The 18,950-nt window shown below is 73.1% G+C and carries 15 protein-coding genes; 4 read left to right on the forward strand and 11 right to left on the reverse strand.

Annotated elements, in window-relative coordinates; genetic code table 11:
- Positions 1–261: 261 nt before the first annotated feature.
- From FXF65_RS34090 to FXF65_RS34110, 5 genes are all read right to left on the reverse strand, one after another.
- Entirely contained in the window at positions 262–1,221 is a 960-nt protein-coding gene (locus FXF65_RS34090) for a cation diffusion facilitator family transporter (RefSeq protein ID WP_148354200.1), read from the reverse strand.
- Between the two features lie 2 nt (positions 1,222–1,223).
- Positions 1,224–2,372, reverse strand: a complete 1,149-nt coding sequence (locus FXF65_RS34095; RefSeq protein WP_246199297.1) for an SIS domain-containing protein — start codon at positions 2,370–2,372, stop codon at positions 1,224–1,226.
- Positions 2,369–2,551, reverse strand: coding sequence for a Trm112 family protein (locus FXF65_RS34100; RefSeq protein ID WP_148354201.1), 183 nt, complete (start codon positions 2,549–2,551; stop codon positions 2,369–2,371). Before FXF65_RS34100 ends, FXF65_RS34095 begins: the two co-directional genes overlap by 4 nt.
- Before the next feature lie 17 nt (positions 2,552–2,568).
- The gene (locus FXF65_RS34105; protein WP_148354202.1) at positions 2,569–3,924 is read right to left on the reverse strand and encodes a phosphomannomutase/phosphoglucomutase; all 1,356 of its coding nucleotides are present in this window, start codon (positions 3,922–3,924) and stop codon (positions 2,569–2,571) included.
- A gap of 153 nt (positions 3,925–4,077) precedes the next feature.
- Entirely contained in the window at positions 4,078–4,458 is a 381-nt protein-coding gene (locus FXF65_RS34110; RefSeq protein ID WP_148354203.1) for a DUF3499 domain-containing protein, read from the reverse strand.
- Between the two features lie 166 nt (positions 4,459–4,624).
- Here FXF65_RS34110 and FXF65_RS34115 point away from each other — a divergent pair, with 166 nt between their 5' ends.
- The gene (locus FXF65_RS34115; protein WP_246178388.1) at positions 4,625–5,053 is read left to right on the forward strand and encodes a metallopeptidase family protein; all 429 of its coding nucleotides are present in this window, start codon (positions 4,625–4,627) and stop codon (positions 5,051–5,053) included.
- A 13-nt stretch (positions 5,054–5,066) separates the two neighbouring features.
- Here FXF65_RS34115 and FXF65_RS34120 read toward each other — a convergent pair whose 3' ends face one another.
- The 4 genes from FXF65_RS34120 to FXF65_RS44110 all read right to left on the reverse strand — a co-directional run bounded on the left by FXF65_RS34120 (position 5,067) and on the right by FXF65_RS44110 (position 11,526).
- Complete coding sequence (locus tag FXF65_RS34120) at positions 5,067–6,509, reverse strand: DUF5719 family protein (RefSeq protein WP_148354204.1); 1,443 nt, start codon at positions 6,507–6,509, stop codon at positions 5,067–5,069.
- Positions 6,506–9,811, reverse strand: coding sequence for a glycosyltransferase family 2 protein (locus tag FXF65_RS34125; protein ID WP_246199298.1), 3,306 nt, complete (start codon positions 9,809–9,811; stop codon positions 6,506–6,508). The genes FXF65_RS34120 and FXF65_RS34125 overlap by 4 nt, the downstream gene beginning before the upstream one ends.
- A gap of 282 nt (positions 9,812–10,093) precedes the next feature.
- Complete coding sequence (locus tag FXF65_RS34130) at positions 10,094–10,357, reverse strand: WhiB family transcriptional regulator (protein ID WP_021594342.1); 264 nt, start codon at positions 10,355–10,357, stop codon at positions 10,094–10,096.
- A gap of 254 nt (positions 10,358–10,611) precedes the next feature.
- On the reverse strand, positions 10,612–11,526 hold the full coding sequence (locus FXF65_RS44110) for a hypothetical protein (RefSeq protein ID WP_187412653.1): 915 nt from the start codon (positions 11,524–11,526) through the stop codon (positions 10,612–10,614).
- 134 nt (positions 11,527–11,660) lie between these two features.
- Here FXF65_RS44110 and cofD point away from each other — a divergent pair, with 134 nt between their 5' ends.
- The 3 genes from cofD (at position 11,661) to FXF65_RS34150 (ending at position 16,552) form a co-directional block, all read left to right on the forward strand.
- Positions 11,661–12,614, forward strand: coding sequence for a 2-phospho-L-lactate transferase (gene cofD / locus FXF65_RS34140; protein ID WP_148354206.1), 954 nt, complete (start codon positions 11,661–11,663; stop codon positions 12,612–12,614).
- The gene (locus tag FXF65_RS34145) at positions 12,611–13,897 is read left to right on the forward strand and encodes a coenzyme F420-0:L-glutamate ligase (RefSeq protein ID WP_148354207.1); all 1,287 of its coding nucleotides are present in this window, start codon (positions 12,611–12,613) and stop codon (positions 13,895–13,897) included. Before cofD ends, FXF65_RS34145 begins: the two co-directional genes overlap by 4 nt.
- Positions 13,898–13,996: 99 nt before the next feature.
- Entirely contained in the window at positions 13,997–16,552 is a 2,556-nt protein-coding gene (locus FXF65_RS34150) for a bifunctional FO biosynthesis protein CofGH (protein WP_148354208.1), read from the forward strand.
- A 95-nt stretch (positions 16,553–16,647) separates the two neighbouring features.
- On the opposite strand, the gene FXF65_RS34155 is transcribed toward FXF65_RS34150, so the two are convergent.
- A complete protein-coding gene (locus FXF65_RS34155; protein WP_148354209.1) occupies positions 16,648–17,592 on the reverse strand; it encodes a LysR family transcriptional regulator in 945 nt (314 codons plus the stop codon).
- Between the two features lie 289 nt (positions 17,593–17,881).
- Positions 17,882–18,574 (reverse strand): DNA-3-methyladenine glycosylase family protein, encoded by a 693-nt coding sequence (locus FXF65_RS34160; RefSeq protein WP_246199299.1) that lies wholly within the window; start codon positions 18,572–18,574, stop codon positions 17,882–17,884.
- Between the last annotated feature and the right edge of the window lie 376 nt (positions 18,575–18,950).

Consider the following 18,950-nt stretch of genomic DNA (forward strand, 5'->3'; position numbering starts at 1 on the left):
CCAGAACCACCCGGTTTCAGGGGTCCGGGTGGGGAGGCATGGGAAAGCACCTCGCCGGACGGCCTGGTACGCGCCTCTCACGAGGCACAGCCGGTCTAGCCTGGGCTGGGGTCGGCCGGCACGGCAACGGCCGCCCGGCGAGGGGTCCCATGTCGGAACGACGCCCCTCGCGGAACGGCGCCCCCGTCTAGAAGACGCGCCGCACCCCCTCCCGGACGACGCACCCGCCCGAACGTTCAGGCCAAAACTCAGACCGAACGCTCAGGACGTTTCGGGTGCCTTCGCGTCCGCGACGGTGACGCCGGTGCGGGACGCCTCGTCCAGGGCGGGCTCCAGGTAGATGAGCTTCGCCTCCGGGAACCGTTCGCGGATCTTCGCCTCCGCCGCGTCGATGCCGCGCGCCACGTCCGCCGCCGTGTCGTCGTGGTTGACGGCGATCTTCGCGGCGATGAGCAGCGCGTCCGGGCCGAGGTACTCGGTGCGGATGTGGATGACGTGGTCGACCTGGTCGACCGACTCCAGCGCCTCGATGATCGCCCGCTCGTGCTCGGGGTCGACGCCCTCGCCGATCAGCAGGCTCTTCGTCTCGATCGCGAGGATCGTCGCGACGGCGGCGAGCAGCACGCCGATCGCGACGGTGCCGACGCCGTCCCAGACGCCGTCGTCGGTGGCCACCGCCATCGACACGCCGAACAGCGCGAGCAGCAGGCCGATCAGGGCGGCGAGGTCCTCCAGCAGGACGACCGGCAGCTCCGGCGCCTTCGCCCGCCGGATGAACGCCCACCACGACTGCTCGCCGCGGATGGCATTCGACTCCTTGATCGCGGTGCGGAACGAGAACGACTCCATCCCGATCGCGATGATCAGGACGGCGAACGCCCAGATCGGGGACTCTACCTTCTCCGGATGGGAGATCTTGTGGTAGCCCTCGTACAGCGAGAACGCCGCGCCGACCGTGAACAGCACGACCGCGACGACGAAGGCGTAGAAGTAGCGCTCCCGGCCGTACCCGAACGGGTGCTGCGGCGTCCGGTCCCGCTCGGAGCGCTTCCGGCCGAGGAGCAGCAGCCCCTGGTTCCCGGAGTCCGCGACCGAGTGGATCGACTCGGCGAGCATCGACGACGAACCGGTGAACGCGAACGCGACGGCCTTCGACACCGCGATCCCGAGGTTGGCGGCCAACGCGGCGACGATGGCCTTCGTTCCACCCTCAGCACTCATCTCTACGCAATCCTCGCTTTGAGCTCTTGAATGGCAGGCACGGGAGTGGGGTCCACCCCCAGCGCGATAGCCAAGTAAACCGTGACATAGTCGCTCAGCGCGATCAGTGTCGCGATTCTCTCCAGCGGGTGTTCGCCCTCGGCCGCGATCTCGGTGACCGCCACGCCCCGGCCGCGCGCCAGCTCGGCCGACGCCTCGCACCGCTTGCGGACCTGCGGGTGCTCGTCCGCGTCCCGCAGGAGGACGAGGTGCAGCCCGTGCTCGGGGTCGTCGGACCGGTCGCGGAAGAAGTCGTCGGGATCCTCCGAGGAGGAGACCCTGCCCCGCGCGAAATGCCCGTCGAACGCCATCACCTGGTTGTGCTGGGCCTCCGGGACCTCGCCGAAGACGCCCGGATACTTGGCGTTCTCGTTGAGCTGGCAGCACAGCCGGTACGCGGCCGTCGCCGCCAGCGCGGACGACCCCCACACCAGCGGCACGTCGCCCGCGAGGTCGAGCGCGATCCGCTTCGCCGGGTTCACGAACGGCTCACTGGACGGACGGCACCGGTGCGCGACGTCCTCCAGCCGCGTCGCCGTCGACTCCAGGACCGCGTCGGGCACGTCGGCGAGGCCGAGCGCCCGCGCCGCCAGCAGCACCGGGACGGTGAGCCCCCACAGCGTCGCCCGCGGCTGCCCCACCGACCGCACCGGGACGAACACCCCGCGGGTCATGGCGGCGAGTTCGGCGAGCGGCGATCCCTCGCCGCCGACGAACAGCAGCCGGCAGCCCCGGCGGGCCGCCTCCGCCGCGACGTCGAGGGTCTCCTCCGTCCGCCCGGAGCAGGACACGGCGATGACCAGGTCGGCCGCGCCGACCCAGCCGGGCAGCCGGTAGCCGCGCACCGTCGTCACCGGGACGGCGCAACCCGTCCCGCACACGGCGGCGAGGACGTCGCCGGAGATGCCCGAGCCGCCCATGCCGACGACGACGATCGCGCGGGGGCGCCCGTCCTCGGCGAGGACGCCGACGCCCGCCTCCTCGGCGGCGCGGCGCGCCTCCCGGACCTGCGCGGCGGACGAGGCCACCTGCCGCAGCATCCCGCCGGGGTCGGCCGCCTCGGCGGCGTCCGCGTCGTCCAGCCGGGAGGGGTCGAGGCCGGGCGAGGTCACGGAGCGGGAGTCCTCGCCTCGTCGACGAGCAGGACGGGGATGTCGTCGCGCACCGGATAGGCGTAGCCGCAGGTGCCGGTGCAGACCAGCTCGGCGGCCGCCTCGTCGGCGCGCAGGCCGCCGCCGCAGTTCGGGCAGGCGAGGATCTCCAGGAGCCAGGAGTCCAGGTGCATGGTCATCGCAGCGTCACTCTCCCTCACTTCTTCCTCACCAGGGCGAGGACCTCGTCGCGGACCGCCGCCATCGTCTCCTCGTCGCCCGCCTCGGCGTTCAGGCGCAGCAGCGGCTCGGTGTTGGACGGCCGCAGGTTGAACCACCAGCCGGCGGCGTCGTCGGCGACGGTCAGGCCGTCCAGCTCGTCGACCGTGACGCCGGGGCGTCCGGCGAACGCCTCGCGGACCTGCGCGGTCGTCGCGTCCTGGTCGGCGACCTCGCTGTTGATCTCGCCGGACGCGACGTACCGGGTGAACTCGGTCATCAGCGCGGAGAGCGGGCCGTCCTGCTCGCCGAGCGCGGCCAGCACGTGCAGCGCGGCGAGCATGCCGGAGTCGGCGAACCAGAAGTCGCGGAAGTAGAAGTGCGCGGAGTGCTCGCCGCCGAACACCGCGCCCGTCTCGGCCATCGTCTGCTTGATGAACGAGTGCCCGACGCGGGTGCGAACGGGCGCCCCGCCGCGCTCGGAGACGATCTCCGGGACGGCCTGCGACGTGATCAGGTTGTGCACGATCGAGGAGCCGGGGTGCTTCGCCAGCTCGCGCGTCGCGACCAGCGCCGTGATCGCGGACGGCGCGACGATCTCGCCGCGCTCGTCCACGACGAAGCAGCGGTCGGCGTCGCCGTCGAAGGCGAGCCCGATGTCGGCGCCCGTCTCGCGCACCTTGGCCTGGAGGTCGCGCAGGTTCTCCGGCTCGATCGGGTTGGCCTCGTGGTTCGGGAAGGTGCCGTCCAGCTCGAAGTACAGCGGGACGAGGTCGATCGGCAGGCCCTCGAACACCGACGGGACCGTGTGCCCGCCCATCCCGTTGCCCGCGTCGACGACGACCTTCAGCGGACGGATCGACGACAGGTCGACCAGCGTCTTCAGGTGCTCGGCGTAGCCCTTGAGGATGTCGCGCCGCGAGACCGTCCCGGGCTTGCCGTCGTAGGCGGGGACGCCGTTCTCGATCAGCTCGCGGATGTCGGCGAGGCCGGTGTCGCGGCCGACCGGGCGGGCGCCGGAGCGGCACAGCTTGATCCCGTTGTAGCGGGCCGGGTTGTGGCTCGCGGTGAACATCGCGCCGGGCAGGTCGAGGCTGCCGCTGGCGTAGTAGAGCATGTCGGTGGAGCCGAGCCCGGCCTCGATCACGTCCGCGCCCTGGGACGTCGCGCCCCGCGCGAACGCCTCGGCCAGCGGGACCGACGACTCCCGCATGTCGTGGGCGGTGACGACCGCGTCGGCCCCGGTGACCCGGACGAACGCCGCGCCCGCCGCCTCGGCGGTCGCGGGATCGAGCTCGTCCGGCACGACGCCCCGGATGTCGTACGCCTTGAAGATCTTGGCGAGGTCGCCCACTCCTGCTCCCTGTTCGAAGAACCCGGCCCGAAGAAACGAAGAAACGGGGTTCCCGAGCCTACCGGGACGGACGGTCCGGACCCGCCGCGACGCCGCCGACGAGGGGCGGGTTCCGGCGCGAACCCACGCCGGGCCGGGGATCGCGAGGGCGTGTCACTCCTGGCCGGGCTGGGTTCCCGCGGGCTCGGAGCGAAGGACCCGCAGATGGCCGCGGCGGCCGACCTCCGTGCCCTGCCCGACCGGCTCGTGCGTCCCGCCGGGGGCGGGCCTTGCGGCCTCGCGGACCGCGTCGGCGAGCGCCTCCAGGTCGTCGGCGCTGGGCTCGGTCTCCTCCTCGACGGGGAGCCGTACCAGTTCCCACCCCATCGGGGCGGTGAGCCGCTCGGAATGCTCGGCGCAGAGGTCATAGCAGTGCGGCTCTGCGTACGTTGCGAGCGGCCCCAGGACCGCCGTGGAGTCACGGTAGACGTACGTGAGCGTGAACACTGCGGGCGCCTTGCAGGCGGTACGAGAGCAGGTGCGGACGGGGCTCACGATGGCTGACCGTACCTCCGTCCCAGCGGCTCCGCCACCACCCGGGCGCACGTGTCGCCGTTACCGGGTGATTTCCGGGGTAACAACTACATTCCGTGTGGTCTCAAACTCTCACCGTGCAGACAGGGCCCGTCTGCGGCGCGTGTGGTGGAGGTACGCTTATCGGGTGCGATCCCGTCTGGCTGGCGTACGGCGCCGCGACCGGCACGGCCGTGGCGTCCGCGGTCCGCTCACACCCCCGCAGGCGCCGGTCTCCCGCACCCGCGCGGAGCGGTTCGACGACCTCGTCGACGACGAGGTGCGCCGACTCGGCCGCCGCTGGGGGCGCGAGCTGGCCAAGGTGCGTTTCACGGTCGAGGACGTCCCCGGCGTGGAACCGTGGTTCGAGGGGCCCGTCCCGCTCGGGCAGACCGTCCCGGGCGAGGGCGACCGGCCGGTCCGCATCACGGTGTTCCGGCGTCCGGTGGAGGCGCGGGCGAAGGGCGAGACCGAGCTGGCCCGGCTGATCCGCGACCTGCTGGTCGAGGAGGTCGCCGACCTGCTGGGCCTGTCCCCCGAGTCCGTCGACCCGAGCTACGACAGCCCGGACGACTGACCTCGGGACCGCCTCAGCCCGGTGTCAGCGCGCTCTGCGAGTCGGCCGTGCCCGGCAGGTCGATGCTCGTCACGGCGGGCACGATCGGCAGGACGGTGAACAGGAACTCGTCGCCCTTGCCCTTCGAGAGCGTCCGCGCCGCGTAGACGGGACCGGAGCCCGCCTTCGGCGTGATGATCACCCCGAATTCCGTGCCCCCGTTCGGCGCGGCGAGCTTGGACTCGACGGTGTGCCCCGCCGGAACAGCGACCTCCCGCGGCCCGCTCCTGCCCTGCGCGTTCACGGTCGTGACCTGGACGGTCGCCGCGCCCGCCGGGGCGCTGAGCACGAGCGTCGAGTCGAACCGGTTGTCCGCGACGAGCCCCGGCCCGGACGCGCCGAGCGGCGCGGCGGCCGCCCCGTAGGCGACGTCGGCGCCGCGCTCGGCCGCGAACCCGGCGAGGACGGGGCGGTCCGCGACGAGCCGCACCGCCGCCGCCCGTCCGGACAGCGCGCCGTCGAGCGCGAGGGACGTGACGGTCTTGGCGGGCGCGTCCAGGACGTCCTGCCCGGCCGGGACGAACGTGCCGTCCTTCGTGACCACCTGCACCCTGATCTGGGCGTCGGCGTCGCCCGGCACGGACACGAGCAGCCGCCGCTGCCCCGCCCCGCCCGGCACCCCCGGCACGATCACGGACGCGGCGGGCGCGGGCGACGCGGGCAGCCATTCGACGCCCTTGCCCTTCCCGGCGCGGACGCGCAGCGACGCCGCCACCCGCCCGCTCGTCGTCCGGACGCGCAGCGCGAGGTCGGCGGCGGACTTCACGATGCTGCCGAGCCCCTCGTCCGACTCCCCGATCCGGACGACCTTGGTCGTGTAGGGGTCGACGCGCGTGCCGCGCCCCTCGACCGTGTCGAGCGGGCCCTCGCCGGACAGCGCGGCCAGGTCGACGGACGCGGGCTGCGAGTCGACGTTCGTCAGGTAGAGGACGACCTGGTCGGCGGCGTCCGGGCCGGGCCCGACGAACCACGTGTCGGTGGTGGGCGCGGCGCAGCGGGCCCCGGCGAGGCCCCGGTCGTCGCCGCTCCCCCGGTCGGTGGTCTGCTCGGCCTCCAGCCCGGCGGCGAGGGCGCCGGTGGCGCGCAGCGTGTAGGAGTCGTCGCCGGACTTCGTGTCCTTGCCCCAGCCCTGGCCGGGCGAGGTCATGGTGGCGAGCGCGGAGCCGCCCTTGGTCGGGGCCATGTCGGCGCGTCCGGCGCCGCGCTGCTCGCCCGCCGACTGGACGGCGAGCCGTCCGCCCTCATGGCCCGGGCACACCAGCACCGCCGACGTGACGGGCGCCCGCCCGCCCTTCTCGGCGGCCTCGCCCGGACGGGAGAACGTCGCCGCCCCGTACAGCGCGGCGAGGGCGACGAGCATCAGCGCGGCGGAGGCGTAGCGCATGCCGAAGAGGCGCAGCACCCTGTCCAGGTTCACGAGACCTCCTCGGGGTCGGGGCTGGCTTCCTCCACGGACGGTTCAGCGGGCGGCCCCGCCGTGAGCTCCCGCACGGCACGCGGCGCCGCCAGCGCCGGCGGCTCCTCCGAGACGCGCGTGTGCGTCCCGCGCCGCCGTCCCTTCCGTCCCCGGCCGTTCCGTCCGCGGCCGCGCCGCCGTTCGCGCTCGCCGGTGAACAGCAGGGTGTCGCCGCGCGCGCCAGGCAGCGCCAGCGCCGCGACGACCAGGACGGCGACCGCCTGGACGCCGATCCACACGTGCCGCGTCGTCATCGAACGCGTGAGCGCGAACTCGCCGCCGCCCGCGGGGATGTCGTAGCCCTGGGCCCAGCCGTCCACCTTCCGTTCCCTGACGTCGCGGCCGTTCAGGGTGGCCCGCCATCCGCCGTCGGACGGTTCGGCCAGCAGGAGCGTGCGCGGCCCGGTGCCCGCCGGGATGCGGACGCGGCCGTCGATCCGTCCGGCGCGCAGGGGCGTGACCGTGCCGCCCTCGACGAGCATCATCCGCGCCGACTGCGCCTGGAGCCGCCACACGGCGAACGTCCCGGTGCGGCTGAGGCGGGTCAGCTCGGGGGCCGCGTCCAGGACCTTGGTGACCGGGTCCTTCGCGGGCTTCGGCACGAGCAGGTACTGGACGCCCATCCGGGTCAGCGCGGGCCCGTCGTCGCCCTCGCGTCCGGCGGCGAGACCGGCGACGAGGCCGTCCAGCCGGTCGGGGCCGGGTCCGGTCGCCGCGACCTCCGCCTCGCCGAGGCGCGGACGGCCGTCGCGGACGAGCGTGTACGACACGCGCCCGTCCGGGTCGGTGCGCAGGACGAGCGTCCGCGGCCCGCCCGGCCCGTGGACGAACGCGGGCACCACGTCGGGGTCGAGCCCGCCGAGCGGGCCGTCCGCGCCGCGGACCGTCCAGAACCCGGCGGCGAGCAGCGGCGCGGTGAGCGCGGCGACCAGCACGACCGCGCCGCCCGCCTTGTAGATGAGGTGCTGCCCGGCGATGGCCTCGGTGGCGCGCTGGACGACGGCCGTCGCCGCGAGCAGCGTCCCGGCGCCCGCGAACAGCAGCGCGACACCGGGCCAGACGGGCGCCTCGTCCGCGCCCTTCGTGACGACGGCGGCGCTGGTCAGGACGGCGACGAGCAGCCCGTAGACGCCGATCAGCCAGCCCGCGAGGACGGTGTTGCGGCGGCTTCGCAGCGGCAGCGCGCACACCGCGACCGCGAGCAGACCGGCGAGCGCCCACCACGCGGGCGTGCCGGGCCCGCCCGGGTCGAGCGCGAGGAGCCCCGCCGCGCTCGTTCCGGGCTCGAACCGCCGGTGCAGGCCCGCCTCCAGCAGGAACCGGGACGGGTGCAGCAGCAGCCCGGCCATCCAGGGCAGCAGGAGCAGCGGGGGGACGCCGAGCGCGATGAGCAGGTTGCGGCGGCCCTCGCGGCGCGGCCGGTCGAACAGGGCCCAGACCGTCCCGGCCGCGATCACCGCGATCAGCCAGGTCAGCGGGACGAACGCCGTCGCGGTGGCGAGCAGCAGCCCGGCGGCCCAGGCGGCGCGCCCGGCGCGCTTGCGGCGCGTGCGGGCGTCCAGCGCGGCGTTCTCCGGACCGGCCGCCGAGCGCGGCAGCCCGTACACGCGGGCGACGTTGACGGCGATCAGCGGCAGCAGGACGTGCACGACGGCGGTGCCGAGCCGTCCGCCCGCGACGGCGCCCGTCGCGGCCGGGAGCAGCGCGTACGCGGCCGCGAACCAGGCCCGGACGGCGCCGACCGGGACGCGGCGGCCGGTGGCGCGGGCGCGGCGTCCCGTCCGCGCCGACCCGGTGACGAGCAGCCGGGACGCGCGGTAGGCGGTGAGACCGGCGAGCGGCACGCTGCCGAGCAGCAGGACCGACACGGCCAGCCACGGCTTCCCGAACAAAACCGTGGACAGCACGGCCAGCACACCGACGTACGGCGGGCTTCCGGCGCCGCTGCCCAGCCCGACCGGATGCCAACCGGACACGTACTGCGCCCACAGGTCGCCCGCGCCGCCCCACGCGGGGACGAGCGCGCCGCCGCCGAGCCGTCCGGCGACGGTGAGCAGCGACCGCTCGGCGACGCCCGCCACGACGGCGAGCGCCAGCACGATCAGGACGCCCGGCCGGGCGAGGAACCGGCGGATCGGGCCGGGCTCGTCGACGGTCGGGTCCTCGTCGTGCTCGTGGTCGCGCTCGTGGGCGGCGAGGAACTCCGAGACCGTCTCGGCCGCACGCCGTCCGACCACCCATCTGGCCTGGAACCTGCGGACGCTGCGGTACACGTGCTTGCGCCCGTCCGCGCGGGCGGCGCGGGCGCGGCGGACCCGGCCCGGGTCGCGCAGCACGTCGCCGAGCGCCCGCAGCTCCTCGCGCGCCGCCCCCGGCTGCTTGGTGACCAGCATGAACAGCGCGTGCACGAGCGAGGCCCACACGTTCCGGACGACGGCCCGCAGCATCGCGCCGAGCGGCTGGTTCGCCAGCAGCGTGTGGACGGCGTTGCGCCGGTCGCGGCGGGCCGGGTGCTCGGCCGACATGCCGATCTCGCGGAGCCCGCGGCGGGCCGCCTCCGCGTGGTACACGACGGCGTCGGTCGCGGTGACGACGCGGTGCCCGGCGGCGTGCGCCCGCCAGCAGAAGTCGAGGTCGTCGCGGAAGAGGCCGTAGTCGACGTCGAACCCGCCGAGCCGCTCCCACACGTCCCGGCGGACGAGCATCCCCGCGCTGCCGACGGCGAGGACGTCCCGGACGCCGTCGTGCTGCCCCTGGTCGAACTCGTGCGGGTCGAGGCCCGTGGCGCGGCGTCCGGCGGCGTCGACGGTGACGCCGACCTCGCGCAGGACGCGCCGGTCGTCCCAGTCGCGGACCTTCGGGCCGAGCACCGCGATGCCCGGGTCGGTGTCGGCCGTCCGCAGCAGAAGGGCGAGGGCGTCGTGGGCGGGCGCGCAGTCGTCGTGCAGCAGCCAGACCCACTCGGTGCGCGGGTTCCCCGGCTCGTCGTCGGGGACGGGCGCGGACGCGGCGTCCTGCCGGAGCGCCTCCGCGACCGCCTCCCCGTAGCCGGTGGTGCGCGGCAGCGTGAGGACGGTCCCGTCGCCGATGACCTCGGCGAGCAGGGCGGGGCCGCGGTCGCGGCTTCCGGTGTCCACGGCCACGAGGCGCTGCACCGGACGCGCCTGCGTCAGCAGCGCCTTGAGCGTCTCCGGAAGCCACCGCGCACCGTCATGCGCGACGAGGACGGCCGTGACGACATGGCGATCGAGAGTGCGGGCCAAGAAAACGATCGATCTGTGGGGGGGACGACGGGGAACGGCTGATTTCGCGTGGAGAACGAAAGCAGCCGTGCCGGCACGGAGCCGACACGGCTGCACACTGTACGCGCGGACCATGTGAACACGCTTCGGAAACCCGAGATCCGGCGGCCCTCCCCCGTAGAGGGCCTCTCCCCGTCGGCCGGTCTCGACGCCCGAAGCCGCGCTGGTCGGACGCGGCGCCGTCGTGCGTTACGTCGTGCGTGCGTCACGTCGTGTGTCGGACGTTACGCGAGACGTCGCGCGTCAGACGGCCTGCCGCTTCAGTTTGCGACGCTCCCGTTCGGAGAGCCCTCCCCAGATGCCGAAGCGTTCATCGTGCTGCAGCGCGTACTCCAGGCACTCCGTACGCACCTCGCATGCCCGGCACACCTTCTTGGCCTCCCGAGTGGAGCCGCCCTTCTCCGGAAAGAACGCCTCCGGGTCCGTCTGCGCGCACAGGGCGCGCTCCTGCCAGCCCAACTCTTCACCGTCTGTGCCGTGCGCCAGCGGGATGACGACCTCGCTCACAGCGCACCTCCCTGCCCGTGGAACCCCCTGGTCAATGCCTCCCCCCGGGGTTCATTCCCCTGAGAGCGCATTGAAACTACACCGACGAAATTACACGTGTGTAGCGCCCGCCCCGTCAAGCCGGAGAGCTTTCCGGCCCGACAAAGCGGGCTATCCCGGGAGGGCCCGGTGACCTTTCGGTGAAGATCCGTTAATCGGGCGGTAACCACCGTCAGCGCGACCGTCTCACCGCGCCCGTGTCGCTGCGGCCGGTGTCACTGCGGCGGCGGGGGCCGGTTGTCGCGGTACCAGTCGCCGCTGTCCTCGGGACGGTCCCCGCCGCCCTGCTGCGGCGGCGCGGGCTGCGTGCCCTGCGGGCCCTGCTCCTGGCCGGAGCCGCCGTAGGCGCGGGTCCACTCGCCCATCTCGTCCTGCTCGGACGGCTGCGGCTGCTGCTCGTAGCCCTGCTGGCCAGCCTGCTGACCGGCCTGCTGACCGGCGCCGCCCTGGTAGTACTGCTGCTGGCCGTAACCCTGCTGCCCGTACGCCTGCGGGTCGTACTGCTGCTGGCCCTCGGCGCCCGGCTGCTGCTGGCCGTACTGCTGGTACTGCTGCTGGCCGTAGCCCTGCTGGTCGTACCCCTGCTGCCCGTAGCCCTGCTGGTCATAGCCCTGCTGGTCATAGCCCTGCTGGCCGGGCTGGACGGGCTGTCCCTGCTGGTAGCCCGGGTAGCCCTGCGGCATCTGCGGACGCGGCGGCTGGAGCCGCTGGAAGACGGTGAAGACGAACCATCCGCCGACGCCGAGCACGGCGAGCTTCCCGGCCCCGACCAGGAACGCCGACAGCTTCGTGACCGAGTTCGCGGCCTCGGAGTCGGCGAGCATCCCGCTCAGCCAGCAGATCACGCCGAACAGCGCCATCCCGCCGAGCACGCCGAGCGCGCCCATGGTGATCGTCCTGCCCTGCGGGGTGGGCGTCTCCCACGTCGCGAGCAGGACGGCGAGGACGAGCAGCCCCACGATCCCGATCTGGAGGAACGTCCCGCCGAGGGTCTCCAGGAGGGCGCGGTAGGTGAACGAGCCGTCGTCCCCGAGAAGGCTGATGATGCCCGCGAGCAACTGCACGCCCGCTGAGGCGAGCAGTACCCAGGCGGCCGGTTCGCGCAGGCGCTGGACGGCTTCCTTGTTCACGGTGACATCTCCAGACCGAGGCTGCGTGATTACACGGCAAAGCTTTGCATATCCACGCCCGTCAGACCCAGAGGGGAGGACGTCCCGGGAGGGGACGGACTCGGGCCCGGACGCGGGTGAATAGGGTTGATCTTATGAAGATCGTGGCGTTGGCGGGCGGGATCGGCGGGGCCCGTTTTCTGCGCGGGCTCAAGGCCGCCGCCCCCGAAGCGGAGATCGCCGTCATCGGCAACACCGGTGACGACATCTCCCTGTTCGGGCTCCGGGTGTGTCCCGACCTGGACACCGTGATGTACACGCTCGGCGGCGGCATCAACGAGGAGCAGGGCTGGGGCCGGGCCGCCGAGACGTTCACCGTCAAGGAGGAACTCGCGGCGTACGGGGTCGGTCCCGGGTGGTTCGGGCTGGGCGACCGCGACTTCGCGACGCACATCGTCCGGACGCAGATGCTCGCCGCCGGGTATCCGCTGTCGGCGGTGACGGAGGCGCTGTGCGACCGGTGGAACCCGGGCGTCCGGCTGCTCCCGATGACCGACGACCAGGTCGAGACGCACGTCGTGATCGAGGACGACCAGGGCCGCCGGGCCGTCCACTTCCAGGAGTGGTGGGTGCGGCTCCGGGCGTCCGTCCCGGCGCTGTCGATCGCGGCGGTCGGGGCGGAGGAGTCCAAGCCCGCGCCGGGCGTGGTCGAGGCGGTCGACGCGGCGGACGTGGTGCTGTTCCCGCCGTCCAACCCGGTGGTGAGCATCGGGACGATCCTCGCCGTCCCCGGCATCCGCGACGCGGTGGCCAGGAAGACCGTCGTCGGCGTCTCCCCCATCATCGGGGACGCCCCCGTGCGCGGCATGGCGGACGCCTGCCTGACCGCGATCGGCGTCCAGACGTCGGCCCGCGCGGTCGCCGAGCTGTACGGGCTCGGGCTGCTGGACGGCTGGCTCGTCGACGACGCGGACGCCGACGTCCGGGTGGAGGGCATCGAGGTGCGGGCGCGCCCGCTGCTGATGAGCGACGCCGAGGCGACCGCCGCCATCGCCCGCGCGGCCCTCGACCTCGCGTTGGAACTGAAGCGGGCGGAGGACGCGGAGTGAACTTCGAGGTGTTCGGGATCCCGGGGCTGCCGGAGGTCGCGGAGGGCGACGACATCGCCGCGCTGATCCCGGCGGACGCGGTGCGGGACGGCGACCTGCTCGTCGTCACGTCCAAGATCGTGAGCAAGGCGGAGGGCCGGGTCCTGGTCGCGGACGACCGGGAGAAGGCCATCGACGCGGAGACCGTCCGGGTGGTGGCGCGGCGGGTGCACGCGCGCGGCGAGACGCGGATCGTGGAGACGCGGCAGGGGCTCGTCCTCGCGGCAGCGGGCGTGGACGCGTCCAACACCAGGCCGGGCACGGTGCTGCTGCTGCCGGAGGACCCGGACGCCTCGGCCCGCCGGATCCGCGCGGGCGTGCGCGAGCGGCTGGGCGCGGACGTCGCGGTCATCCTGTCCGACACGCTCGGCCGTCCGTGGCGGAACGGGCTGACGGACGCGGCGATCGGCGTCGCGGGCCTCGACCCGCTGAGCGACCTGCGCGGCATGGACGACCGGCACGGCAACCGCCTCGAACAGACGATCACCGCCGTCGCGGACGAGATCGCCGCCGCCGCGGAACTGGTGAAGGGCAAGCTCGACGGCGTGCCGATCGCGGTGGTGCGCGGGCTGTCCGCGCTGGTCACGGCGGACGACGGGCCGGGCGCGCGGCTGCTCGTCCGGCCGCCCGACGAGGACATGTTCCGGTACGGCCCGTCCGAGGTGCTCCAGGCACGCCGCACGATCCGCGAGTTCACCGCCGACCCGGTCGACCCGGCGGCGGTGCGCCGCGCGGTGGCCGCCGCGATCACCGCTCCGGCGCCGCACCACACGACGCCGTGGCGGTTCGTGCTGCTGGAGTCGGCGGAGTCGCGGACGCGCCTGCTCGACGCGATGCGCGACGCCTGGGAGGCCGACCTGCGCCGGGACGGCTTCTCCGAGGAGTCGGTCACCAAGCGGCTGCGCCGCGGGGAGCCGCTGCGGCGGGCGCCGTACCTGGTCGTCCCGTGCCTGGTCATGGACGGCTCGCACGACTACCCGGACGAGCGCCGGGCCCGCGCCGAGCGGGAGATGTTCGTCGTCGCGGCCGGGGCGGGGGTGGAGAATCTGCTGGTCGCGCTGGCGGCGGAGGGGCTCGGGTCGTGCTGGGTGTCGAGCACGATGTTCTGCCGCGACGTCGTCCGCGACGTCCTCGACCTGCCGGACGACTGGGACCCGATGGGCGCCGTCGGCATCGGCCACGCCGCCGCCCCGCCCCGCGACCGCCCTCCGCGCAGTCCGGACGCCTTTGTCGAGGTCAGGTAGTGGGTCGGGAATAGATCGCGGGCGTCGCGGCTTGGGATGGTCGGACGGCCGGGGCACCCACAGCAATCTGGAATATGACGATTGGCATAGAGTGCCCGCATGGACGCCACCAGCTCCGCGCTCCGCCGGGCACTGGCCCGCGCGCGTGACGGCAAGACACTGGACCGATCCGAGGCGACGACACTGCTGCAGGCTCGGGGGCCGCAGCTCGACGACCTGCTCGCGTACGCGGCCCGAACCCGGGACGCCGGTCTGGAGGCGGCGGGCCGTCCGGGCGTCATCACCTACAGCCGCAAGGTCTTCATCCCGCTGACCCGGCTCTGCCGGGACCGCTGCGGGTACTGCACGTTCGCGACCGTCCCGCACAAGTTGGACGCGCCCTACCTCAGCCCGGACGAGGTGCTGGAGATCGCGCGGCAGGGCGCGGCGATGGGCTGCAAGGAGGCGCTGTTCACGCTCGGGGACCGTCCCGAGGACCGGTGGAAGCAGGCCCGCGAATGGCTGGACGCGCACGGCTACGACGACACGCTCTCCTATGTGCGCGCGATGGCGATCCGGGTCCTTGAGGAGACCGGCCTCCTGCCGCATCTGAACCCGGGCGTGCTGACGTGGCGCGACTTCCAGCGGCTCAAGCCGGTCGCGCCGTCCATGGGGATGATGCTGGAGACGACGGCGACGCGGCTGTTCTCCGAGCGCGGCGGCCCGCATTTCGGGTCGCCGGACAAGGACCCGGCCGTCCGGCTGCGCGTTCTTGAGGACGCGGGACGCACCAACGTGCCGTTCACCACCGGCATTTTGATCGGCATCGGCGAAACGGTCGAGGAACGCGCGGACGCCATTTTCGAGATCCGCCGGACGATGCGCGAGTACGGCGCGATCCAGGAAGTCATCGTGCAGAACTTCCGCGCGAAGCCCGACACGAAGATGCGCGACACCCCCGACGCGGAATTGGAGGAACTCGCCGCGACGATCGCGGTGACGCGCCTTGTCCTCGGCCCGAAGGCGCGCGTGCAGGCGCCGCCGAACCTCGTCGCCGACCAGTTCGCCCTGATGCTGCGCGCCGGGATCGACGACTGGGGCGGGGTGTCGCCGCTGACGCCCGACCACGTGAACCCGGAGCGGCCGTGGCCGCAGATCGAGGAACTGGCGGCGAAGACCGCCGAATCGGGCTTCGACCTGCGCGAACGTTTGACGATCTACCCCGAGTACGTGCGGCGCGGCGAGCCGTGGCTCGACCCGCGCCTGACCGCGCACGTCGCCGCCCTGGCCGACCCGGCGACCGGCCTCGCCCGCGAGGACGCCGTCCTTGAGGGACGTCCCTGGCAGGAGCCGGACGGCGGTTTCGAGTCGTCCGGACGAACCGACCTGCACACCGAAATCGACACCACCGGCCGCACCACCGACCGCCGCGACGATTTCGACGAGGTGTACGGCGACTGGGACGCGCTGCGCGACCGCCTGTCCGCCCCGCAACGCTTCGACGCAGACGTGAAGGCGGCCCTTTCCCGCGCCGAGCAGAACCCCGCCGGATTGACCGACGACGAGGCGCTCGCCCTCCTCCACGCCGACGGCCCGGAATTGGACGCGCTGGCCGCGCTGGCCGACGACCTGCGCCGCGAGGCGGTCGGCGACGAGGTCACCTATGTCGTCACCCGGAACATCAATTTCACGAACGTCTGCTACACCGGCTGCCGTTTCTGCGCGTTCGCCCAGCGCCGCACCGACGCCGACGCCTACAGCCTTTCCCTCCAGCAGGTCGGAGACCGCGTAGAGGAGGCGTGGGCCGCGGGCGCCACCGAAGTCTGCATGCAGGGCGGCATTCACCCCGACCTGCCCGGCACCGCGTACTTCGATCTCGCCCGCGAGGTTAAGCGCCGCGCCCCCGACATCCATTTGCATTCGTACAGCCCGATGGAGGTCGTGAACGGCGCGTCCCGGACGGACATGTCCATCCGCGAATGGCTGGAGGCGGCTCGGGAGGCCGGTGTCGACTCGCTCCCCGGGACGGCCGCCGAAATTCTGGACGACGACGTCCGCTGGGTGCTGACCAAGGGCAAACTGCCGACCGACCAGTGGGTCGAGGTCGTCACCACGGCGCACGAGATCGGCATGCCGACGACGTCCACGATGATGTACGGGCACGTGGACACCCCTGCGCACTGGGTCGCGCACATCAAACTGCTCCGCTCCATCCAGGAACGGACGGGCGGATTCAGCGAATTCGTGCTGCTGCCGTTCGTCCACCACAATTCGCCGATCTACCTGGCCGGGCTGGCACGGCCGGGGCCGACCGTCCGGGAGAACGTCGCCGTTCACGCGCTGGCGCGCATATTGCTGCACGGCTCCATTTCCAACATCCAGACGTCCTGGGTGAAACTGGGAGACGAACTCTGCACCCGCGTCCTGCAAGGCGGCGTGAACGACCTGGGCGGGACGCTCATGGAGGAGACCATCAGCCGAATGGCCGGATCCGAAAACGGCTCCTTTAAGGCCATCAGCGAATTGGAGGAGATAGCGCGACGCGCGGGCCGTCCGTCCCGGCAACGCACCACCCTGTACGGCGAGGTGCCCGCAGAAAGACTGGAGGCATCGCGCCGCACGGACGGCATCGGCGAATTCGGACGGCTCCGAGCCCTCCCGATCTCGACCGCATGACTGCACGACCGCGCCCTCGGGCCCCCGCCGTGACCTCCGACTTCCGGTAGCGGCGGTGGCCTCGGCCCGCAGGCGTTCCGGCCCGGCCGGGCTGGTCAGGGGATGCCGCGGATGCAGGTGGGGTGGCGTTCCACTAGTTCGTCTGCCGAGCGGCGGAGTTCGTCGACGACGGCCATGACCGAGGGGCGGAGGTCGGCGCCGACTCGCGTCCAGAGGACCATGCGGCGGTCGACGGGCGCCTCCGCGATGTCGCGGACGACGATGCCGTCCTCGCGTTCGGCGAGCGCCAGGTCGGGGACGAGGCACGCCACCCCGCCATGGGCCACCATCGCGAGGATCACCAGGAGGTCGTTCGACCTGTGGCGGACGTCGGGGCGGAAGCCGCCTAGCTCCACGCACGTTCGTTCGAGCAGGTCGGCGTGGTTGGTGCCTACGTGGCCCGTCACCCATGCGCATCCGGCGAGGTCGGTCACTCGCACCGGGCCGCCGCCCCGGGCGAGCGGATGGTCCTCGGGCAGCGCGACGCGCATCTTCTCCGTGATGAGGACCTCCGACGTCAGCTCCGGACGTCGCGGACGCGGCAGCAGGGCGTATTCGTCCGTCATGACGAGGTCGATCTCCTGAAGGACGAGATCCTGCAAGACGCGGTGGGACTCTTCGTCCACGACGTCCACCATGAGCTCCGGATACATCTTCGCGAGCCGGGGCAGCGCGGGGGCCAGTACGTGGAGCAGGGCCGTCTGGAAACCGACGAGCCGGACCACCCCGGCTACGCGCCCGCTCGCCGCGAGGGCCGCCTCCTCCGCGCGCTTCGCGCGGGCGAGCAGGGCCTCGGCGTGCTCGCACAGCACCTCGCCCGCCGGGGTCAGCCGCAGCCGCCGCCCGGCCCGCTCCACCAGCGGGACGCCGACCTCCCGCTGCAACTGCGCGAGCTGCTGCGACACCGCGGACGGGCTGTACCCGAGCGCGTCGGCGACGGCTCCGGCCGTCCCGAGCCGCTTGAGTTCGCGAAGCACCCGCAACCGGCCGAGATCCAGCATAGTGAAGAGATTCTTACACAATCCATGCAGGAACTGTCGCTGGACCTCAACGTTGGACCCAGTCAAACTGTAGGTGCGACGGAAAGCGGCGGAGACCCCGCCACCACCGATCGCCCCGCGCGGGAACGCTCTAACACTGCGATCCCAAAGGAAGAAGCCATGTTGTACGTGCTCGGACTCATCGCCGCCCTCGCCGTCCTCGGCCCGCTGTTCGGCGCCGACAGCCGCGACGGCCTCGACTGGACTCCCGACAACTTCTGGCTGCGCCGCCGCCGCGGACCCGACCAGGTCAAAACGACCGGTAGTCGCGGACCGGCAGCCGAGGGCCGCGCCTCGGCGGGTGCTTCCCGGACGATCCCAGCAGCAGGGTGACCCGGTAGCGATGCCCGGCGTACGGTTCCAGCAGCTCCAGCATCCCGGCGTCGTCGACCTTGCGGCCCGCCAGCGCCCAGCCCACCAGGCCGGGCAGATGGTAGTCGCCCACGGAGACGGCGTCGGGATCGCCGACCGCGCGCTGCCTGACCTCGGCGGCCGTCCAGACCCCGATGCCGGGCAGCGAGCGGAGCCGCGCCTCGTCCGGCCCCTCCTCCAGCCGCCGCGCGACCCGCGCGGCGCCGATGATCGTCCGTGCCCGGACGGCCTCCAGCCCCGACCGGTGCCACTCCCACGAGGGAATCCGGACCCAGACGTCCGGCGGCGGCGGAACCCGCATGTGCGGCGCGCCCGGCGCGGGCTCCCCGAACCGGCGCAGCAGGTAACGCCAGCCCCGCCACGCCTCCTGCCCGAGGACCTTCTGCTCCATCACGGCGGGGACGAGCGCCTCGAAAACCCGCCGCGTCCGTCCGATCCGCAGCCCGCCCCGCCTGGTCACCTGCTCCCGGACGACGTCATGCCGCGCGACAAGCCCCTCCGGCTCATCATCGACCCCCAGTAGCTCCGGCACCCCGTCGAGCAGCCATTCGGCCCCCGGCCCCCAAGCCATTGCCTGGACGACATCACCGGCCCAACACAGCCGAATCGTCCCGGGCCCTTCCGGCGTATAGGACGCGCGCCACACAGACCCGTCCCGCTCAACCCTGAACGCGGGATCCCCCCCTCCACCACGCTGATGCGGCGCGAGCGTCCCGAGCAGGTCCAGTTCCCAAGGCGGCCGCCACTCCCGAACCCGGCCGGGGAGCCGCCCAGCGGTCGACTCCCCGGCCCCACGCCCACCCGCGTAGGGAAGGCCGCCTGGTCCGGGGGTCATCTCACTCCATCAACCGCTCAACAAGACCCCGCCAGTCTGCCACCCGCCCACCCATGCCTCCGCCCCACCAGAACCACCACTCTCCCGAGCCGCAGTCACACTTCCGACGGCC

The sequence above is a fragment of the Actinomadura syzygii genome (assembly GCF_008085905.1).
Taxonomy (GTDB): Bacteria; Actinomycetota; Actinomycetes; order Streptosporangiales; family Streptosporangiaceae; genus Spirillospora; species Spirillospora syzygii.

Bases quoted from the DNA above. Each gene is read 5' to 3' on its own strand.
- FXF65_RS34100 (WP_148354201.1), bottom strand. From the start codon at position 2,551: ATGACCATGCACCTGGACTCCTGGCTCCTGGAGATCCTCGCCTGCCCG.
- FXF65_RS34160 (WP_246199299.1), bottom strand. From the start codon at position 18,574: ATGGCTTGGGGGCCGGGGGCCGAATGGCTGCTCGACGGGGTGCCGGAG.
- cofD (WP_148354206.1), top strand. From the start codon at position 11,661: ATGAAGATCGTGGCGTTGGCGGGCGGGATCGGCGGGGCCCGTTTTCTG.
- FXF65_RS34150 (WP_148354208.1), top strand. From the start codon at position 13,997: ATGGACGCCACCAGCTCCGCGCTCCGCCGGGCACTGGCCCGCGCGCGT.
- FXF65_RS34090 (WP_148354200.1), bottom strand. From the start codon at position 1,221: ATGAGTGCTGAGGGTGGAACGAAGGCCATCGTCGCCGCGTTGGCCGCC.
- FXF65_RS34155 (WP_148354209.1), bottom strand. From the start codon at position 17,592: ATGCTGGATCTCGGCCGGTTGCGGGTGCTTCGCGAACTCAAGCGGCTC.